We start from the raw sequence: 15,476 nt of genomic DNA, 5'->3' as shown, positions 1-15,476 counted from the left end.
GCGTTGATTAAATCTAGAGGGTGAGGCTGCCGCGGCCGACAGGCGAGGCGGCCACAAATAAAGGCCGGCCCAGGGTATTCAGCCGGCAGGAAATCGTTCGCAATAATGTCGCCTCACGCTCCGGATGTACAGATATGGGCAACTGATAACGGACAGTCAATGCGATCGCACTTCATGTTTCCAATCCCGTTCTGGTGCAAAAAAATTCCCAGAAAGCCACGTGCATCGCGCGTTCGCCAAGCTCCCACTTTTGCCACAGGCGTATGTTTACATGCAGCAGGGCTGCGGCTTCGATCTGGTTCAGACCCCGCGCGCTCGCGTTTTTCGCGGATCGCCGGAGGTGTCGGAACATATCCGGGCAGAGTATCGACCTGACGGGTCTTCATTCGCGTCTCCCTGCTGGCATCCTGGGAACCTGAGCGGAGTGGAAATCGAGTTACCGGAGGGTGTAAAAATTTTTGTGTAAACGGTCATTTGGCAGGAAACTGTCAGCAACTGGAGCACAGATGACCGTAGCGAAACGCAACAAAAGAGAAAACCCCGATCCTGAACTCGTCAAGCTGGCAGACAGCCTGCTGGCGAACTACCAGAAGCCGGAAGATCTGATAGGCGAGAACGGGTTGCTCAAGCAGCTCACGAAGATGCTGGTGGAGCGAGCGCTTGAGACGGAGATGTCCGAGCACCTGGGCCATGGCAAGAGCGAAGCGGTGACTAATGCCACTGGCAACACCCGGAATGGGCATAGCGCCAAGACGCTGCAGGGGGAATTTGGCGAGTTGCCGCTCAACATCCCGCGCGACCGTCAGGGGGCGTTCGAGCCGAAGCTGGTGGAGCGCCATCAGACGCGCTGGACGGGCTTCGACGACAAGATCATTTCGCTGTATGCGCGTGGCCTGAGCGTGCGCGAGATCCAGGGGCACCTGGAAGAAATGTACGGCACGGAGGTCTCGCCCACGCTCATCTCGGCGGTCACCGACGCCGTCAGCGAGGAGGTGAAGGTCTGGCAAGGCCGTGCGCTCGATGCGCTTTACCCGATCGTCTATCTCGACTGCATCCACGTCAAGGTGCGCGACAGCGGCGCGGTGCGCACCAAGGCAGTGTACCTGGCCATCGGCGTGAACATGACCGGTCACAAGGAGGTTCTGGGACTGTGGATTGCCCAGACCGAGGGTGCCAAGTTCTGGTTGCAGGTGGTCACTGAGCTGAAGACGCGCGGCGTGCAGGACATTTTTATCGCCTGCGTCGACGGGCTCAAAGGTTTCCCTGAAGCCATTGAAGCGGTCTATCCGAAGGCGGCCGTGCAACTGTGCATCGTGCATATGGTGCGCAACAGCCTGAACTTCGTGCCGTGGAAAATACAGCAGGAAGTCGCCGCCGATCTGAAGACGATCTACACTTCATCGACCGTAGAGCTGGCCGAGCAGATGCTCGGCGTCTTCGAGGCCAGGTGGGACAAGGACTACCCTTCCATCGGGCAGAGCTGGCGGCGCAACTGGGCACGCGTGATTCCGTTCTTCGATTACCCGCCGGAAATCAGGAAGGTGATTTACGCCCCGGAGGAAGTCCCCTTGGGGGACACCACGAATGCCATAGAATCGATCAACATGAGTCTGCGCAAAGTAATCAAGACCCGCAGCTCGTTTCCGACCGATGAGGCCGTGACCAAGCTGTTTTACCTGGCGCTGAACAACATCAGCAAGAAGTGGACGATGCCTATCCGCGACTGGAAAGCGGCCCTGAACCGCTTCACAATCCAGTTCGAAGAGCGGCTAGTGCCGGGTTAAACCTCAACCCGTTTACACAAAATTCCGGACACCCCCGTCTGCCCGTCTGCCCGTCTGCCAGCAGCGGAAAAGGCCCCGCCGGACGGTCGTCAACTGAGCCCGCTACAATGGATGATAGCTAAAAGACGAATGCGACCAGCCATGCATCTTTCCTCGACCCCTCGAGCGCGGAAACGAACAGCCGGCCAGTCTGGATCGCTGTGTGCACCGCGCTCCTTCTGTCGACGCCAGCCATCCGTGCACAGGATGAAAAGCCGGGTATTGCCTTTTCCACGATCAAGCCCGGCGCACCACTGCCCGCGGGCTGGAAGAACCTGCCGGTCGCGCACGGCAAGCCCATGACGGAATACACGCTTGTTCACGACGGCCACACCACTGTCCTGCAGGCGGACGCGAACCGCTCTGCTTCTGCGCTGATACACGAGGGTAATATCGACCTCGTCCGCACACCCATCGTGGCATGGCGCTGGAAAGCAGAGGGGCCGATTGAGGGCGCCGACAACGGCGTCGGATCGAAGGAGGACGCGCCAGCGCGACTAGTGTTCTTCTTTGACGGCGACAAAAGCAAGCTGTCGCTTTTCGACCGGGCCAAGATGGACCTGGCAAAGCGCCTCGGTGGCGAAGAGCTGCCCTATGCCACGCTGATGTATATCTGGTCGACCACCGCCGCGCCAGGCATCGTCATTGCCAACCCTCACACGGATCGCGTACAGATGATCGTCGTCTCAGGTCTGCCCGGCGACGCGGGTCAGTGGCAAAGCCTGCGCCGCAATATCGTGCAAGACTATGAGCGGGTCTTTCACGAACCGCCGGGACGAATCACCGGCTACGGGCTGCTGACCGATACCGACAATACCGGTACCACGACACGCGCCTGGTACGGAGACATCCAGTTCCTACCCGGGCCTTGATAACACAATGCCACCGGCTTCTGCCAAAAGCGCATTTCGCGGCTGTCGAGTGGCGTTCGGCCGACCTTATCAGGCGGCGATCGGCCATCTTGAGACACTCATAGGCGCGCCGCGGTGGACATTGCAACGTCGGCTTCGAGCCAGACAGCGGACGCTGGCCGATCGACCCTAGCTGCCGCATCGCCGGCTCAGCCGACTCGCGGACCGCAACCGCCAGAAAATTGCTCGCGCTGCGTGCAATCACAATGAAAGTTCTGGGTAAACCGGCACCGTGAACTGAAAGACAGCGCCGCGCGGCACGTTGGCGCTCGCCCACAATCGGCCGCCGTGTGCTTCGATGATCGAGCGGCAGATCGACAGTCCCATCCCCAAACCGGTCGGCTTCGTTGTATAGAACGGGGCGAAAACGCGCTCGGCGCTGTCCACGGCAACGCCCGGCCCCGAATCGCGTACCGCCACGAGCACGCAGCCGGTGCCGGCTTCGGAAGTGCTGACGAGCACTTCCCGCACGCCATCGCTGACGCCACCCATGGCCTCGATCGCGTTGATGACCAGGTTAAGCAGGACTTGTTGCAGTTCGACGCGGTCTCCCTCGATCAACGGCAAGCCGTCCGCGAGTTGCGTCTGAACCGAGACGCCGTGCTTCATGGCTTCACCACGCGTGAACTCGATCACCTCGTGGATCGCCACGTTGAGGTCCACCCGTTCCTTCCGGGGTGGCGCCTTCTTGATCAGTTCACGGATCCGGCCGAGCACGTCCCCCGCCCGACTGCCGTCGTCGACGATCCGGCGGAGCCCCTGCCGGACCCTCTCCACGTCAGGCGGCTGGGCGCTCAGCCACCGCAGGCCAGCCTGCGCGTTGGTGACCGTCGCGGCGATCGGCTGGCTGATCTCATGGGCGATCGAGGCCGCGAGCTGGCCGACAGTATCGACGCGGTTTGAGTGCGCCAGCTCCACCTGCATCTCGCGATAACGCCGCTCGCTTTCGCGGACTTTTTCCTCGGCCCGCTTACGCTCGGTCAGATCAAGCACGAAAGCGACACCCTCGTTTCCGCCCTCGTCGAACGTGGCGACGCCGATCAGCACGGGCACGCGGCTGCCGTCTTTCCGGAAGTACTCCTTTTCGAACGGTTCCAGGCGCCCAGTCACTTTATGTTGTGGTATCCATTGACTCAGGTCACGGGCGAGCCATTCCGGTGGCGTGAGGTCCATCCAGCGTAGCCGGCCCGCTATGAGGTCCTCGCGGTCGTAACCCACGATGCGCAGAAACGCGTCGTTGGCATCGAGAACGTGACCTTCGAGATCCCATATGAAAATACCGATGATATTGGCATCGACGAGCCGCCGGATCTTCGCTTCGCGTTCCGCGAGGTTGCGGTACAGGTGGGCATTCTCCAGCGCGATCGCGGCCTGCGAGGCCACCAGCCTCAGCACGGCAATCCGGGCCGGCGCGAAGACGCGCGTGGTCAGATTGTTTTCGAGGTAGAGCGCGCCGATGAGCCTGGCCTGATTCATCAGGGGCAGGCAGAGAACGGAACGAGCCCTCCGCTGACCGATGTAGGGGTCCCCGGCAAACGATGACTCGAGCGCGGCATCGTCAAGAACGAGGCTCTCCCGGGTGCGCAGGACGTGATAGAGGACCGACTCCGGCAACACTGCGGTGCTCACTGGCACGTCGCACAGTTCCACATGAGTCGAGTCGACGCGGGTCGTGGCTTCTGCGGCAATGTGCTGCTCACCGCAGCGTGGCAGAATCAACAGGCCGCGCTCGGCGCCGGCCTGTTCAATCGCCGTGCGCATGAGCGTATCGATCAGCTTTTCAAGAACGATCTCACCCGAGACGGCCTGCGACACCTTGATCACGGTCGCGAGGTCGAGGCGGTCGACCGGTGTCCCGATCGTGCCCGTCCCGCTGGGCGCGGACGCTTCCGTCCCAAGGTGCGGATACTTCTCCTCGAGTTGCCGCACCTTCCCTTCGGCGCCCCATCGCAGGTAGCCGTAGCGGGCGTCCTGCCGATACAGGCGGGCAATCTTCTCAAGACCCCGCGCCGCATAAAAGCGGGACGCGAGTTCATTGGCGAGCGCCTCATTGTGAACAAAGCCGTTTGCCTCGGCCGAGCGGATGGCCTTCTCGTAGAGCAGCTCGGCATCGAGGCCGCGGCCCTCCAGGCGAGCGATTTCAGCACCGACCAGCGCGGCACGGTTCTCAAAGTTCTCCGGGCAATTCTCCGCCCAGACCTGCAGTTGCCTGTGATGCGCACCTAAAGCGTCGAGGTGCTGCTGCCGCTCGCCGGCCGGTTTGCTATCGCACCAGGCGGCTCGCGCCAGCGCGCCGTAAAAGTGATATTCGGCTTCCTCGTAGAACGAGACTGAGGTCCAGAGCAGCGGTTGCGCCTTCGATGCGGCGTCCACGGCCGCCGCATAGTCGCCGGCCATATAGCGCGCCTGCAATTTCCGGATCCAGTACCGACCCGCAGGCAGCGCCAGGGCCGGATTACTGGACAGATGGTATTCGATGCGAAGCTCATTGAACTGCCCGTCATCAAAGCAGCCGAATTTCAGCGTCAAGCCGCGGAGCATCCGGATCAGCGCGAGTTGCGTGTTGATAATGTCAATGACGAGGCCGAACCGCGCCTTCTCGGCAAACGCGAGGCCGTGCTCCGCTTCGCCTTGCACCTTGAACAGCGGCTCGCCGGCGAAGAGCAGGTCCGAGTTGAGATTGCTGCACGTGTAGGCCGCATGCGTGAGGTCGCCGATCCGGTTCGCCGCTTCAAATGCGCGGCGCATCAGATCACGGCAAGCCCGCACGTGTTTCGTCCAGCGCACGACAAAAAGCGAGAAGCAAAGATAGGTGCTCGCCTCGAAGCGTTTGAGCCCGCGTCGTTCGACGAGTTCGTAGCCGAGCTGGCCGAATCGAAATCCGGCCCGGTAGTCGCCAAAACGCGGTCCGGCAATCTTGCTGAGCTGGACATAGGCGAAGCACGAAGCATCGCAGTTGCCATGCTCAAGGCAGAAACTGATCGCCTTGCAGATCGTCAGGGAAGCCAGGTTCGCATCCGTAAACAAGGCCGGCGGCAAGACCTTGGTCAGAACAGCGAGCGTCGCGAGGGATGCCGGGTCCTCCATGCGCGGCAAATCGATGAGCTCCTCGATCGTCCGGGCCCCCAGCAGTGACCAGATGCGCGCGTATTCGCGTCGCACGTCCTCGTCTTTCGGATGGGCTGACCATTCGATACCGACATGCCGGAGGTAGTCGAGACACACAGTGACTGCGCGACCGCTCTGATCACGGGTCGTGCAGACATCCATGTGCAGGCACGCGACGATGGCTTGTTCGACCGGTGTCGTGGCGCGATTTGACAGCGCCGCCAGTCGCTCCTCTGCGACCGGCAACTGGCCGGTCAAGAATTCGCACTCGGCCCGGTTCAGCTCCAGCGCAAGGATCAGTTCGCGCCGGCGCTCCCAGCACTCCTCCGACGAAAGCGCCGCACCGGCATTGAGATAAGTGAGCGCCGAGGCGTAGGCGGTGGCGCCCTTGGCGCGCTTGCCCGCGATCAGATTCAGCTCGGCGAGCTGATCCCGCTCCTCTTGTTCGGTCATCAACGCGGCGCCACGGTTGAGCTGATTGACGATCTCGAAGATCGCCTCCTCCCGTTTCTCCGGGAGCGTCTGCTTCACCAGCAGCCTCCCGATCTGGAGATGGACCTTGGCGCGCAATGCCTCGGGGATGAGTGTATAGGCGGCTTCCTGCACCCGGTCGTGGATGAACCTGTAAGAGCCTTCCAGACGCTCGACCAGCTCCTGACGGACCGCGGGCCAGAGCGACGCGTGGGCCTGCTTTCTCGAGGTCCCGAGAACGATCGAAAGCATGGCGATGGCGGCAACATTGCCGAGGCAGGCGAGCTGCTGCAACGCCAGCTGCGTGTCGGCCGGCAGGCGGGCGAGCTTGCCGACCATCAGGTCCACTACGTTGTCGGTGTAACCCTTGGCATGGATGCGATCGAGATGCCAGCACCAGCATGCGGCGGCATGATCGAAGGTAAGCAAATCCTCGTCAGCGAGTGCATGCAGAAACTGTCTCACAAAGAACGGGTTGCCGGCGGTCTTCTCATGCACGAGCTGCGCCAGCGGCACGACGCGTCCTGGTTCGTCACGGAGGGCATCCGCAATCAACTGCTCGATGTGCTGGCGGGCGAGCGGCGCAAGCCTGATTTCATCAATCTTGGCACCTGCGATCCTGATGGCCTGAAGTTTGACCATCAGCGGATGCGTGACATCGACTTCATTGTCCCGGTAAGCGCCGATCAGCATCAGGTATCGCAGTTCCGAGCGGGTCAGCAGATCCTCGAGCAGGTCGAGCGTCGCTGCATCGAGCCACTGCAGATCGTCGAGAAACAGCGCAAGCGGATGGTCCGGTCGGGCAAACACGCCGATGAAGCGCCGGAACACGAGCTGGAAACGGCGTTGCGCCTGCTGCGGGTCGAGCTCCGGGACCGGCGGCGGGTCACCGACGATGAGCTTCAGTTCGGGGATGAGGTCGGTCATGAGCCGCGCATTCGGCTCCAGCGCCTTCAGCAACGCGTCACGCCAGCTCGCCAGTTCAGTGTCGCTCTTGCCGAGAAGCGGCCTTACGAGATTTTGAAAAGCCTGCACCAGCGTCGAATAGGGGATGTCGCGCCTGTACTGGTCGAACTTGCCGGAGGCGAAGAGGCCGCGCGGCGGCACCAGCACCTTGTGCAGTTCATTGACGACCGCCGATTTGCCGATCCCGGAATAGCCGGAGACCAGCACCAGTTCTGGCGTGCCGCTCCTGACGATCCGATCGAACGCGGCGACCAGGATGTCGACCTCGCGCGCCCGCCCGTACAGTTTCTCGGGGATTTGCGGCCGGTCGGGCGTGTCATGCTCGCCCAGCGGGAAGTCATCGATGCGGTGCTGACGCTGCCAATCGGCCAGGCAGTGCTGCAGATCATGCTCAACACCCGCGGCAGTCTGGTAGCGCTCCTCGGCGGTCTTGGCCAGCAGCTTCATGACGATCCGGGAGAGCGGAGCGGGGACCGTCTCCAACCGCTCGCCAGGCGGCACCGGCTTTCTGGCGATATGGCAGTGCACCCATTCCATGGGGTCGGCGGCCGCAAATGGCAGCGCGCCAGTGAGCATCTGATAGAGCGTGACGCCGAACGAATAGAGGTCGCTGCGGGAGTCAATTGAGCGGTTCATCCGTCCGGTCTGCTCGGGTGCCATGTAGGCGAGGGTGCCGGCGATGGTTTCGGGCGGCGCGAGCGCCTGTCGCTCGCGCGGCAGCCGCGAGGCAATGCCGAATCCCGTGAGCCGCACCTGTCCGTCCGCGCAGTTCACGAGGATATTGGCGGGCTTGAGGTCCTTGTGGACAAGGCCGCGCTGGTGGAGCTTCCCCAGCGCCGCGGCGATGCCGACGGCCAGACGCAAAAAACTTCCCACCTCCATGGGCGCGCCGAGCAGCCGCTCAAGCGGCTCACCGCCCGGATCCTCGAGCACCATTAGCGTCCGGCCCTCTTCGCGCACCAGTTCCAGCGGCCGCACTGCCCACGCGCCATCCAGATCGTCCTTCAGTGCGAATTCGTGAGCGAGGCGATCGAGGCTGGCCGGTGGCGGATGGTCGGCCGCAGGCCGCGCAATCAGTACGTTGTGTACGTTGTCGCCGTCATTGTCCGGGCGCCGCCCTCGACAGAAGACGCGCTCGCCATCGTCCCACAAGATCTGGAGGCTGTTACCCATCGGCGCAGGAAGCATAGGTAGGGGCGTTCATCTGCCGCCCGCTTCGGTCAGACTGCTGCTTGTCATTGGGTTAAGGGGCGGGGATACCAACATGCGTCCGTCTCAACTGGCAGGGCGTACTGGAAAAGCAAATTACAACACGGCATCGCCATGGTCAGCAGTGCGCGGAGGAGAAGTCAACGGATCAGCGTACACCTTGAACACCACGGCGCCAAAAAGATATGTCGAAGGCCGCTGTAAGACCTGCACACGCAATGCTGACTGTGCCGTCAAAATGGGATGCGCCACGGACGGCGGCTTAGGCGAAAAAGTTAGAGTTTCACGGCTTGCTCCTGTTGACGGTATGCGGGCCGGACAATTGTCGAAAGGTGTGCTCCGCTGAAGGCCGCCGCGCGAAGTCTGACGAAAGCAAGGACAGTCACGAACCAGAGCGCCACGCTTCCATCCACCGCAGTGATCAGATCAGGTGTCGCGCGTGGCGCGCTCGTTCCGGCCCACGCGCGGATCACATGCAGTAGGCCAGCCCTGGGGTATATAACGGCCTTAACCAAGGCAAACCACCCTCGACTTGATTGAGCCAACTCGAATGCGACATAAACACTCGCGCAGCGGCGTGGCCTTCGCAACCTCCACGCGTGACCGGAAGCTCAGGTCGCGCAGCGCGCGATGTCGAAGCGCATTTCCTCCTCCGGCGGGTCGTCCGGCGCATTGGCCGGATGCATCACCTTGATCACCGAGCCCGCGTTGAGCGGCGTCAGCGTGACGAAGTACGAGTTATTCGAATCCGAGCCGACGGCGAGTTCCATCGCCGCTTTGATCTTCGGATGCTTGTGGGCGCACACTCCTGTGCGTCGAGCCCCGCGGTGTTTCATGCATACTTGCTGAGCAACTCCGCAACCGCCTCATGGTCGTGCGTGCGCGGTCGACCAGATTTGCTTGATCGTACAGTCCCGGCAGCCCATGCGCAACGAACCATCTTCCGATGCGTCACCGCCGGCGGCGCCGAGGGAGATGGCTCCGATCGCGACCAGACAACATCGTGATCGACCGAAGACCCAGTCGCTGCGTTTCATGGCGGCGAGGATCGGTTACGCATTCCGACTTCTCAGAAGCGAGCAAGTCGACCATTAGCACTCAGGCGCGAACGTCCGGAATGGCCGACGAGCCGGCAGTGGCGATCTTCGCGTCAATGGCAGTCCAACCTCGGCGGAAGCTGTCATTCGAATCATGAGCAGGCGTAGGTCCGCAGTGGGTCCATCAGTGACATTCGACCCGCACATCGCGCGGACGCTCTTATAGCACGCGCAGGTTGCGGATCTTGCCGATCCGCGGCGAGCGCTGCCGGATCAGGTCGGTGATGAACTCGGGCAGCAGCGCGCGCGGCACGGTGGCCGGCACACCGCTGATCACCTGGCCCGGCACGTGGACGATGAACGCGTCCCTCGCCGGATTTCCACCGACAAGAGTATTCGGGGGAAGGTCCTTGGTGGCTATCGATCCCGCCGCGATAAACGTAGCTGTCGGCGATATTGACGCGTTACGGTTATATTAGGGTTTTCCCCACGCGCCTGGAATACACATGAGCACGCCAATCGACACACCTACGCCCGAAGAAGCAAAATGCCCGTTCCACGCCGCCACCACGCCGATAGCGGGCGGCGGCACCGCCAACCTCGACTGGTGGCCCAATCAGTTGCGCGTCGACCTGCTGAATCAGCATTCCAGCCGCTCCAATCCGCTCGGCGAAAGCTTCGACTACCGCGAGGAGTTCAAGAAACTCGACTACAGCGCGCTCAAGGCCGATCTCAAAACCGTTCTGACCGATTCGCAGGAGTGGTGGCCGGCAGACTGGGGCAGCTATGCTGGCCTTTTCATCCGCATGGCCTGGCATAGCGCCGGTACCTACCGCATGGTCGATGGTCGCGGCGGCGCCGCTCGCGGCCAGCAGCGCTTCGCGCCGCTCAACTCATGGCCCGACAACGTCAGCCTCGACAAGGCGCGCCGCCTGCTGTGGCCGCTCAAACAGAAGTATGGCCAGAAGATCTCATGGGCCGATCTCATCGTGCTGGCCGGCAACGTGGCGTTGGAGAACGCGGGCTTCCGCACCTTTGGCTTCGCCGCCGGCCGCGAGGACGTGTGGGAACCCGATCAGGACGTGAACTGGGGCGATGAAAAGCAGTGGCTCACCCACCGCAACCCGGAGACGTTGGCGACGAACCCGCTGTCCGCCACCGAGATGGGCCTGATCTATGTGAACCCGGAAGGGCCGAATGCCAGCGGTGACCCGATGTCGGCCGCACCGGCCATCCGCGCGACGTTCGGCAACATGGCGATGGACGACGAGGAAATCGTCGCGCTGATCGCCGGTGGCCACACGCTTGGCAAGACCCACGGCGCCGGCTCGGCCGAGCATGTGGGGAAGGACCCGGAAACGGCAGCGCTCGAGACGCAGGGCCTTGGCTGGGCCAGCACCCACGGCAGCGGGGCGGGCGCCGATGCGATCACGTCGGGCCTGGAAGTGATCTGGACTCAGACGCCGACGCAGTGGAGCAACCACTTTTTCGAAAATCTGTTCAAGTACGAGTGGGTGCAGACGCGCAGCCCGGCTGGCGCCATCCAGTTCGAAGCCAAGGACGCGCCGGAGCTCATCCCCGACCCGTTCGACCCGTCGAAAAAGCGCAAGCCGACGATGCTGGTCACCGACCTCACGCTGCGCTTCGATCCGGAATTCGAGAAGATTTCGCGCCGCTTCCTCAATGATCCGCAGGCCTTCAATGAAGCGTTCGCGCGAGCCTGGTTCAAGCTCACTCACCGCGATATGGGACCGAAGGCGCGCTACCTCGGCCCGGAAGTGCCAGCGGTCGATCTGCTCTGGCAGGACCCTCTGCCAGCGCCTGTTCACAACCCGAGCGCCGCCGACATCGCTCACCTTAAGGCGGAGATTGCTGAGTCCGGACTTTCGGTCAGCGAGCTGGTTTCGGTGGCGTGGGCATCGGCGTCGACATTCCGCGGCGGCGACAAGCGCGGCGGAGCCAACGGCGCGCGGCTGGCGCTGGCACCCCAGAAGGACTGGGAAGTCAACAAGCGTGCTGCGGGCGTGCTGCCAAAGCTGCAGGCCATCCAGCAAGCGTCAGGGAAGGCCTCGCTGGCCGACGTGATTGTGCTGGCCGGGGTGGTGGGCATCGAGCAAGCAGCCGCAGCTGCCGGGGTCAAGGTCGATGTGTCGTTCGCAGCGGGCCGCGTCGATGCCCGTGAGGACCAGACCGATGTCGAATCGGTCGCCGTCCTCGAACCCGTTGCCGATGGCTTCCGTAACTACCGCCGCGTTCAGGACGGACCGACGACCGAGACCCTGCTGGTCGACAAGGCCCAGCAGCTCACGCTGACTGCGCCGGAACTGACCGTGCTGATCGGCGGTCTGCGCGTGCTGGGCGCCAATTTTGACGGCAGCCGCCACGGCGTGCTCACGGAGCGCGTCGGCGTGCTCAGCAACGACTTCTTTGTCAACCTGCTGGATATGCGTAACGTATGGAGGGCCGCCGACGCGACGGCCGAACTGTACGAGGGGCGTGACCGCAAGAGCGGCGCAGTGAAATACACTGGCACCCGCGCCGACCTGGTGTTCGGTTCCAACGCGGTGCTGCGCGCGCTGGCCGAGGTCTATGCCAGCAGCGATGCCCGGCAGAGGTTCGTCGAGGACTTCGTCGCGGCGTGGACCAGGGTGATGAACCTGGACCGCTTCGACCTGACCTGAGTCCTGCCCCGGCAAGCAGCTTGCACTGCTCGCCGGGGGCTTCCCTCTGTGGCGACGTAGTCGCACGATTCGAGCGTTATCGCCGGCTATCAGGCAAGAGGCGACATCTGACCGGCCTTACTCTGTGCCGGAGCAACATCGCCTCCTGGCCGACTTCTGCCCGACGTTTGGAGTCGATAGTCGACCCATCTTCGACCATTGCCGACTCAAAGCAAACGTCCGGTGGCGTCAGCAGTCAAACAGGTGGCGGATCGCCGCAAGGCGCTGCTTGACGGTCGGCGCCGACCGCGTCTGCGTCTGCAGCTCGATCCAGGCGGCCATATGCAGCGGCTGCACGCACCACGCGAGAAAGTCGCCCGCCGCACGCGCATAACACGAGATGCCCTGTCACCACACGCTCGAGGGGTACCCGACAAAGAATGCTCTCAAAAACTGGCATCGGGAATACGAACAATGTCATGATTTACCGGCATGCTATGTGCGTTCGAGGCCGAAGTACTCGCCTGAACAAAAGAAGGTGGCCTTCGAGCATTACCTGAGCCACGGCCACTGTCTTGCGTGGACCCTGAAGGCATTGGGATATCCAGGGCGCGGGACGCTCGCAGCTTGGATTGATGAGTTGCACTGCGAAACCAGGAAACGCGTCGTCGGAAAAGCTCGGGGAGGACAGCGGTCCCGGGGGCGCTGTCAAGTTAAAAGACTGACGACAAGGTAGCAGCCGAGAGGAATCGCTCGCGTTCGCCTCAAAGCGCGCGGGGAGCTGCTTTCGATAAAGCGACGCCCGAAGCAGATGTCGTTTGATCGCGAAGTGTTGCCGGATCAGGCCGAAGCTCGACAGGAAAGCCTGAGTGCGGTCAGGATCACGGAAGCCTCGCATGCGCCGCTCGCGTTCACGCGTGGGCTGATGACTATTTTCGGCCCGGTTGTTCACCCAGGCACTAGCCTTGACGAAGACATGTTTGACGGTGGCGAGCTCAGGTATTTCGGCCTTCGCTGCCGGATAGCTGCGCAACTGGTCGGTCACGATCTTGCGTGGCACCTCGGAACAAGAGACCAGCACGCGCTTGAAAAACCGCTTGGCTGCGGCCTTGTCGCGACGCTTCTGCGGCAGGACATCGAGTTCGGCGCCGTGTTGATCAACTGCCTGCCACAGCAGGTACGGTTCGCCGCGCAGCGTTACGAACACCTCATCCAGATGCCAAGTCCTGCCGGGGTTGCGCCGACATCTTTGACACGATGTGCAAAACCAGCGCCGAACTTCTCGCACCAGCGTCGAATCGTCTCATAGCTGACGGTCACTCCGCGCTCGAACAGTAACTTTCCGATGTCGCGCAGGCTTAACTGGAACCTGAAATACCAGCGCACTGCGCAACTGATGACGACGCCCGGAAAGCGATGGCGGTGATAGAGAGGCTTCGAGTTCTTCATCGTCTGACTCTACCTGCATATCTGGTTACCGTGACAACGCCCTCGGATCTTCTCCAGAACGCCTTTCTGTTCGCGTGGTACATCTCGACTGCTTCTATACATCGCTCTTTCACCATTTGCCGCGCGGAGGCAGGCAGGTATTTGATCCATGCATTACGCGCGGCACCCCCTTGCAACATCACTACGCGCACGCTTGGCAGAAGCGTTAGGCGTGGTAAACAAGCGTTTCTACGCCTGCTCAAAGTTGCGAAGCTGACGGGTTAGCGTCAATGTACCAAGGGTAAGCATTTCGATTGAACAAAGCAGCGCGCCCGACGTCATACGTTTTGAGCGGTCCGCTGCGCGGGGTCGCGCTCGGGTAATTCAACGATGTGATGGAGTGGGCTATGAAGATCGGAACGGGCAGTATCGGGGTGTCGATGTCGGCGCTCGTGGCGGCGCTGATGATCGGTGCGGCGGGCGTTGCTTATGCTCAGCAGCCAGGCAACGCCGGCGGCGGCATGAGCGGCGCGGGCGCCGCGGCGGGAACGAGCGTGGGTGCCGAGGCCGGCCCCAGTCCAATGCCGGGCGTGGGAACGTCGGCCGGTGCCACAAGCGGCATCGGCTCGGGGCCGGCGCTCAACAACATGAGGGCAAACGGCACGAGCCTGTATATGAACCCCGATCCACGCGCGCCGAATGTGACCGGCAGAGCCGCGCCGCCTCGATAGACCCGGCCGGCCTGGCTTGGCGATGCAGTTAGTAGAACTTCCGGAACGAATATTGAGGTCGGTCGGAACGCGTGGACGCCAACGGGTTAAGCAGCGACCTGATTCAGATAGTATCGCTGCGTGAATGCTACAGGTGACAGGTAATCGAGACGAGCCTGCGTGCGCTGCCGGTTATAAAACATCTCAATGTATTCGCTGATGGCTTGCCTGGCCTCTTCGCGTGTGGCGAAGCGTCGATGATAGACCAGCTCGCTTTTTAGCGTGCCCCAAAACGATTCGATCGGCGCGTTGTCAAAGCAGTTTCCTCGTCGACTCATTGACGCCTGCATGCGGAACTGGCCGACGAGCTCCTGATATGCGTGAGCGCAGTATTGGGCGGATTCAACCGGTCGTCGCAACACCTTTAATCGCGGAGGTGTTGCATGAGTCGAAGTGCAAAACGGGTGTATCAGTTGACGGGTCGAGCAGCGATGCATTCGCCGGGCGCGCCGTCGCTTAGACTAGAGATTGAGCGTCTATTCTGGAAACGGATCGCCACAGGCATCACGAGCGAAAGAGCGGCAGAGGCGGTTGGCGTATCCCAAGCGGTAGGCGCGCGCTGGTTCCGCTATCGTGGCGGCATGCCACTATTCATGTCGAAACCTATCGCTGGTCGATACTTGTCGTTCGCTGAGCGAGAAGGGCTCTGTCACGTTGCTGACTCCATGACGAGATATCGGCAAGGACAGTCGTGTCTCAGAACACGGTGGATGGAGCTTGGGCAATGCCGGTGAAGAGACGCCACGCTTCAAATCGCGCGGGCGAGCTGTTTGCGATAGAGCGAGGCGCTCAGCAGATGACGCTTGAGCGCGAAGTGCTGGCGGATCGGACCGAAGCACGACAGGAATGACTGCGTGCGTTCGGGCAAGCGAAACCCTCGCATCCGGCGCTCGCGTTCACGCGTGGGTTGATGGCTTCTATGAGCAGAAAGTTGTCAAGGCCATTTGCGAACTGGCTTACAAAGGATAGGTCAAGTCTCCTTCTCCTCGCTGCAAAGTGGTGACATGCTGGCGTATGGCGGCAAGCGCGAGTGATGGCGCTCGCCGCCATACAAGCCGCATTTTCGCGGCATAGTCCGGCGGATTCCCACCGC

General features: G+C 62.1%; 6 protein-coding genes and 6 pseudogenes. 6 read left to right on the top strand and 6 right to left on the bottom strand.

All coding sequences use genetic code 11. The features are described from left to right. Window positions 1-506 precede the first annotated feature (506 nt). Together OKW41_RS23035 and OKW41_RS23030 are read left to right on the top strand one after the other, a co-directional pair. Entirely contained in the window at window positions 507-1,784 is a 1,278-nt protein-coding gene (locus OKW41_RS23035) for an IS256 family transposase (RefSeq protein WP_429574064.1), read from the top strand. A 200-nt stretch (window positions 1,785-1,984) separates the two neighbouring features. After that, window positions 1,985-2,695 carry a DUF3047 domain-containing protein gene (locus OKW41_RS23030; protein ID WP_429574063.1) on the top strand — a complete coding sequence of 237 codons (711 nt, stop codon included), beginning with the start codon at window positions 1,985-1,987 and terminating at the stop codon, window positions 2,693-2,695. A 240-nt stretch (window positions 2,696-2,935) separates the two neighbouring features. On the opposite strand, the gene OKW41_RS23025 is transcribed toward OKW41_RS23030, so the two are convergent. Both OKW41_RS23025 and OKW41_RS23020 read right to left on the bottom strand, forming a co-directional pair. Beyond that, entirely contained in the window at window positions 2,936-8,467 is a 5,532-nt protein-coding gene (locus OKW41_RS23025) for a trifunctional serine/threonine-protein kinase/ATP-binding protein/sensor histidine kinase (RefSeq protein ID WP_429574062.1), read from the bottom strand. A 632-nt stretch (window positions 8,468-9,099) separates the two neighbouring features. Then, window positions 9,100-9,294 (bottom strand): hypothetical protein, encoded by a 195-nt coding sequence (locus tag OKW41_RS23020; protein WP_429574395.1) that lies wholly within the window; start codon window positions 9,292-9,294, stop codon window positions 9,100-9,102. 737 nt (window positions 9,295-10,031) lie between these two features. Here OKW41_RS23020 and katG point away from each other — a divergent pair. Further along, window positions 10,032-12,206, top strand: a complete 2,175-nt coding sequence (gene katG, locus OKW41_RS23015) for a catalase/peroxidase HPI (RefSeq protein WP_429574061.1) — start codon at window positions 10,032-10,034, stop codon at window positions 12,204-12,206. A 234-nt stretch (window positions 12,207-12,440) separates the two neighbouring features. Here katG and OKW41_RS23010 read toward each other — a convergent pair. Next, window positions 12,441-12,578, bottom strand: a pseudogene (locus OKW41_RS23010) (tyrosine-type recombinase/integrase); the annotation flags it as partial. Window positions 12,579-12,609: 31 nt separating this feature from the next. On the opposite strand from OKW41_RS23010, the pseudogene OKW41_RS23005 reads away from it, so the two are divergent. Continuing rightward, window positions 12,610-12,864, top strand: a pseudogene (locus OKW41_RS23005) (IS3 family transposase); the annotation flags it as partial. Window positions 12,865-12,945: 81 nt separating this feature from the next. On the opposite strand, the pseudogene OKW41_RS23000 reads toward OKW41_RS23005, so the two are convergent. After that, a pseudogene (locus tag OKW41_RS23000) lies at window positions 12,946-13,634 on the bottom strand (IS6 family transposase); the annotation flags it as partial. 386 nt (window positions 13,635-14,020) lie between these two features. Here OKW41_RS23000 and OKW41_RS22995 point away from each other — a divergent pair. After that, a complete protein-coding gene (locus OKW41_RS22995) occupies window positions 14,021-14,344 on the top strand; it encodes a hypothetical protein (RefSeq protein ID WP_429574060.1) in 324 nt (107 codons plus the stop codon). A gap of 86 nt (window positions 14,345-14,430) precedes the next feature. Here the strand turns inward: OKW41_RS22995 and OKW41_RS22990 are convergent. Beyond that, window positions 14,431-14,721 (bottom strand): annotated as a pseudogene (locus OKW41_RS22990) (IS3 family transposase); the annotation flags it as partial. A 66-nt stretch (window positions 14,722-14,787) separates the two neighbouring features. On the opposite strand from OKW41_RS22990, the pseudogene OKW41_RS22985 reads away from it, so the two are divergent. Beyond that, a pseudogene (locus OKW41_RS22985) lies at window positions 14,788-15,024 on the top strand (IS30 family transposase); the annotation flags it as partial. Window positions 15,025-15,079: 55 nt separating this feature from the next. Here the strand turns inward: OKW41_RS22985 and OKW41_RS22980 are convergent. After that, window positions 15,080-15,308, bottom strand: a pseudogene (locus OKW41_RS22980) (IS6 family transposase); the annotation flags it as partial. Window positions 15,309-15,476: the final 168 nt, after the last annotated feature.

The organism is Paraburkholderia sp. UCT70 (assembly GCF_050434085.1).
GTDB classification, from domain to species: Bacteria; Pseudomonadota; Gammaproteobacteria; order Burkholderiales; family Burkholderiaceae; genus Paraburkholderia; species Paraburkholderia tuberum.
The sequence above is the reverse complement of the archived record's forward strand: the minus strand, read 5'-3'. Positions and strand labels throughout refer to the sequence as shown.

Coding starts and splice junctions, on each gene's coding strand:
- katG (WP_429574061.1), top strand. CDS start 10,032: ATGAGCACGCCAATCGACACACCTACGCCCGAAGAAGCAAAATGCCCG.
- OKW41_RS23025 (WP_429574062.1), bottom strand. CDS start 8,467: ATGCTTCCTGCGCCGATGGGTAACAGCCTCCAGATCTTGTGGGACGAT.
- OKW41_RS23035 (WP_429574064.1), top strand. CDS start 507: ATGACCGTAGCGAAACGCAACAAAAGAGAAAACCCCGATCCTGAACTC.
- OKW41_RS22995 (WP_429574060.1), top strand. CDS start 14,021: ATGAAGATCGGAACGGGCAGTATCGGGGTGTCGATGTCGGCGCTCGTG.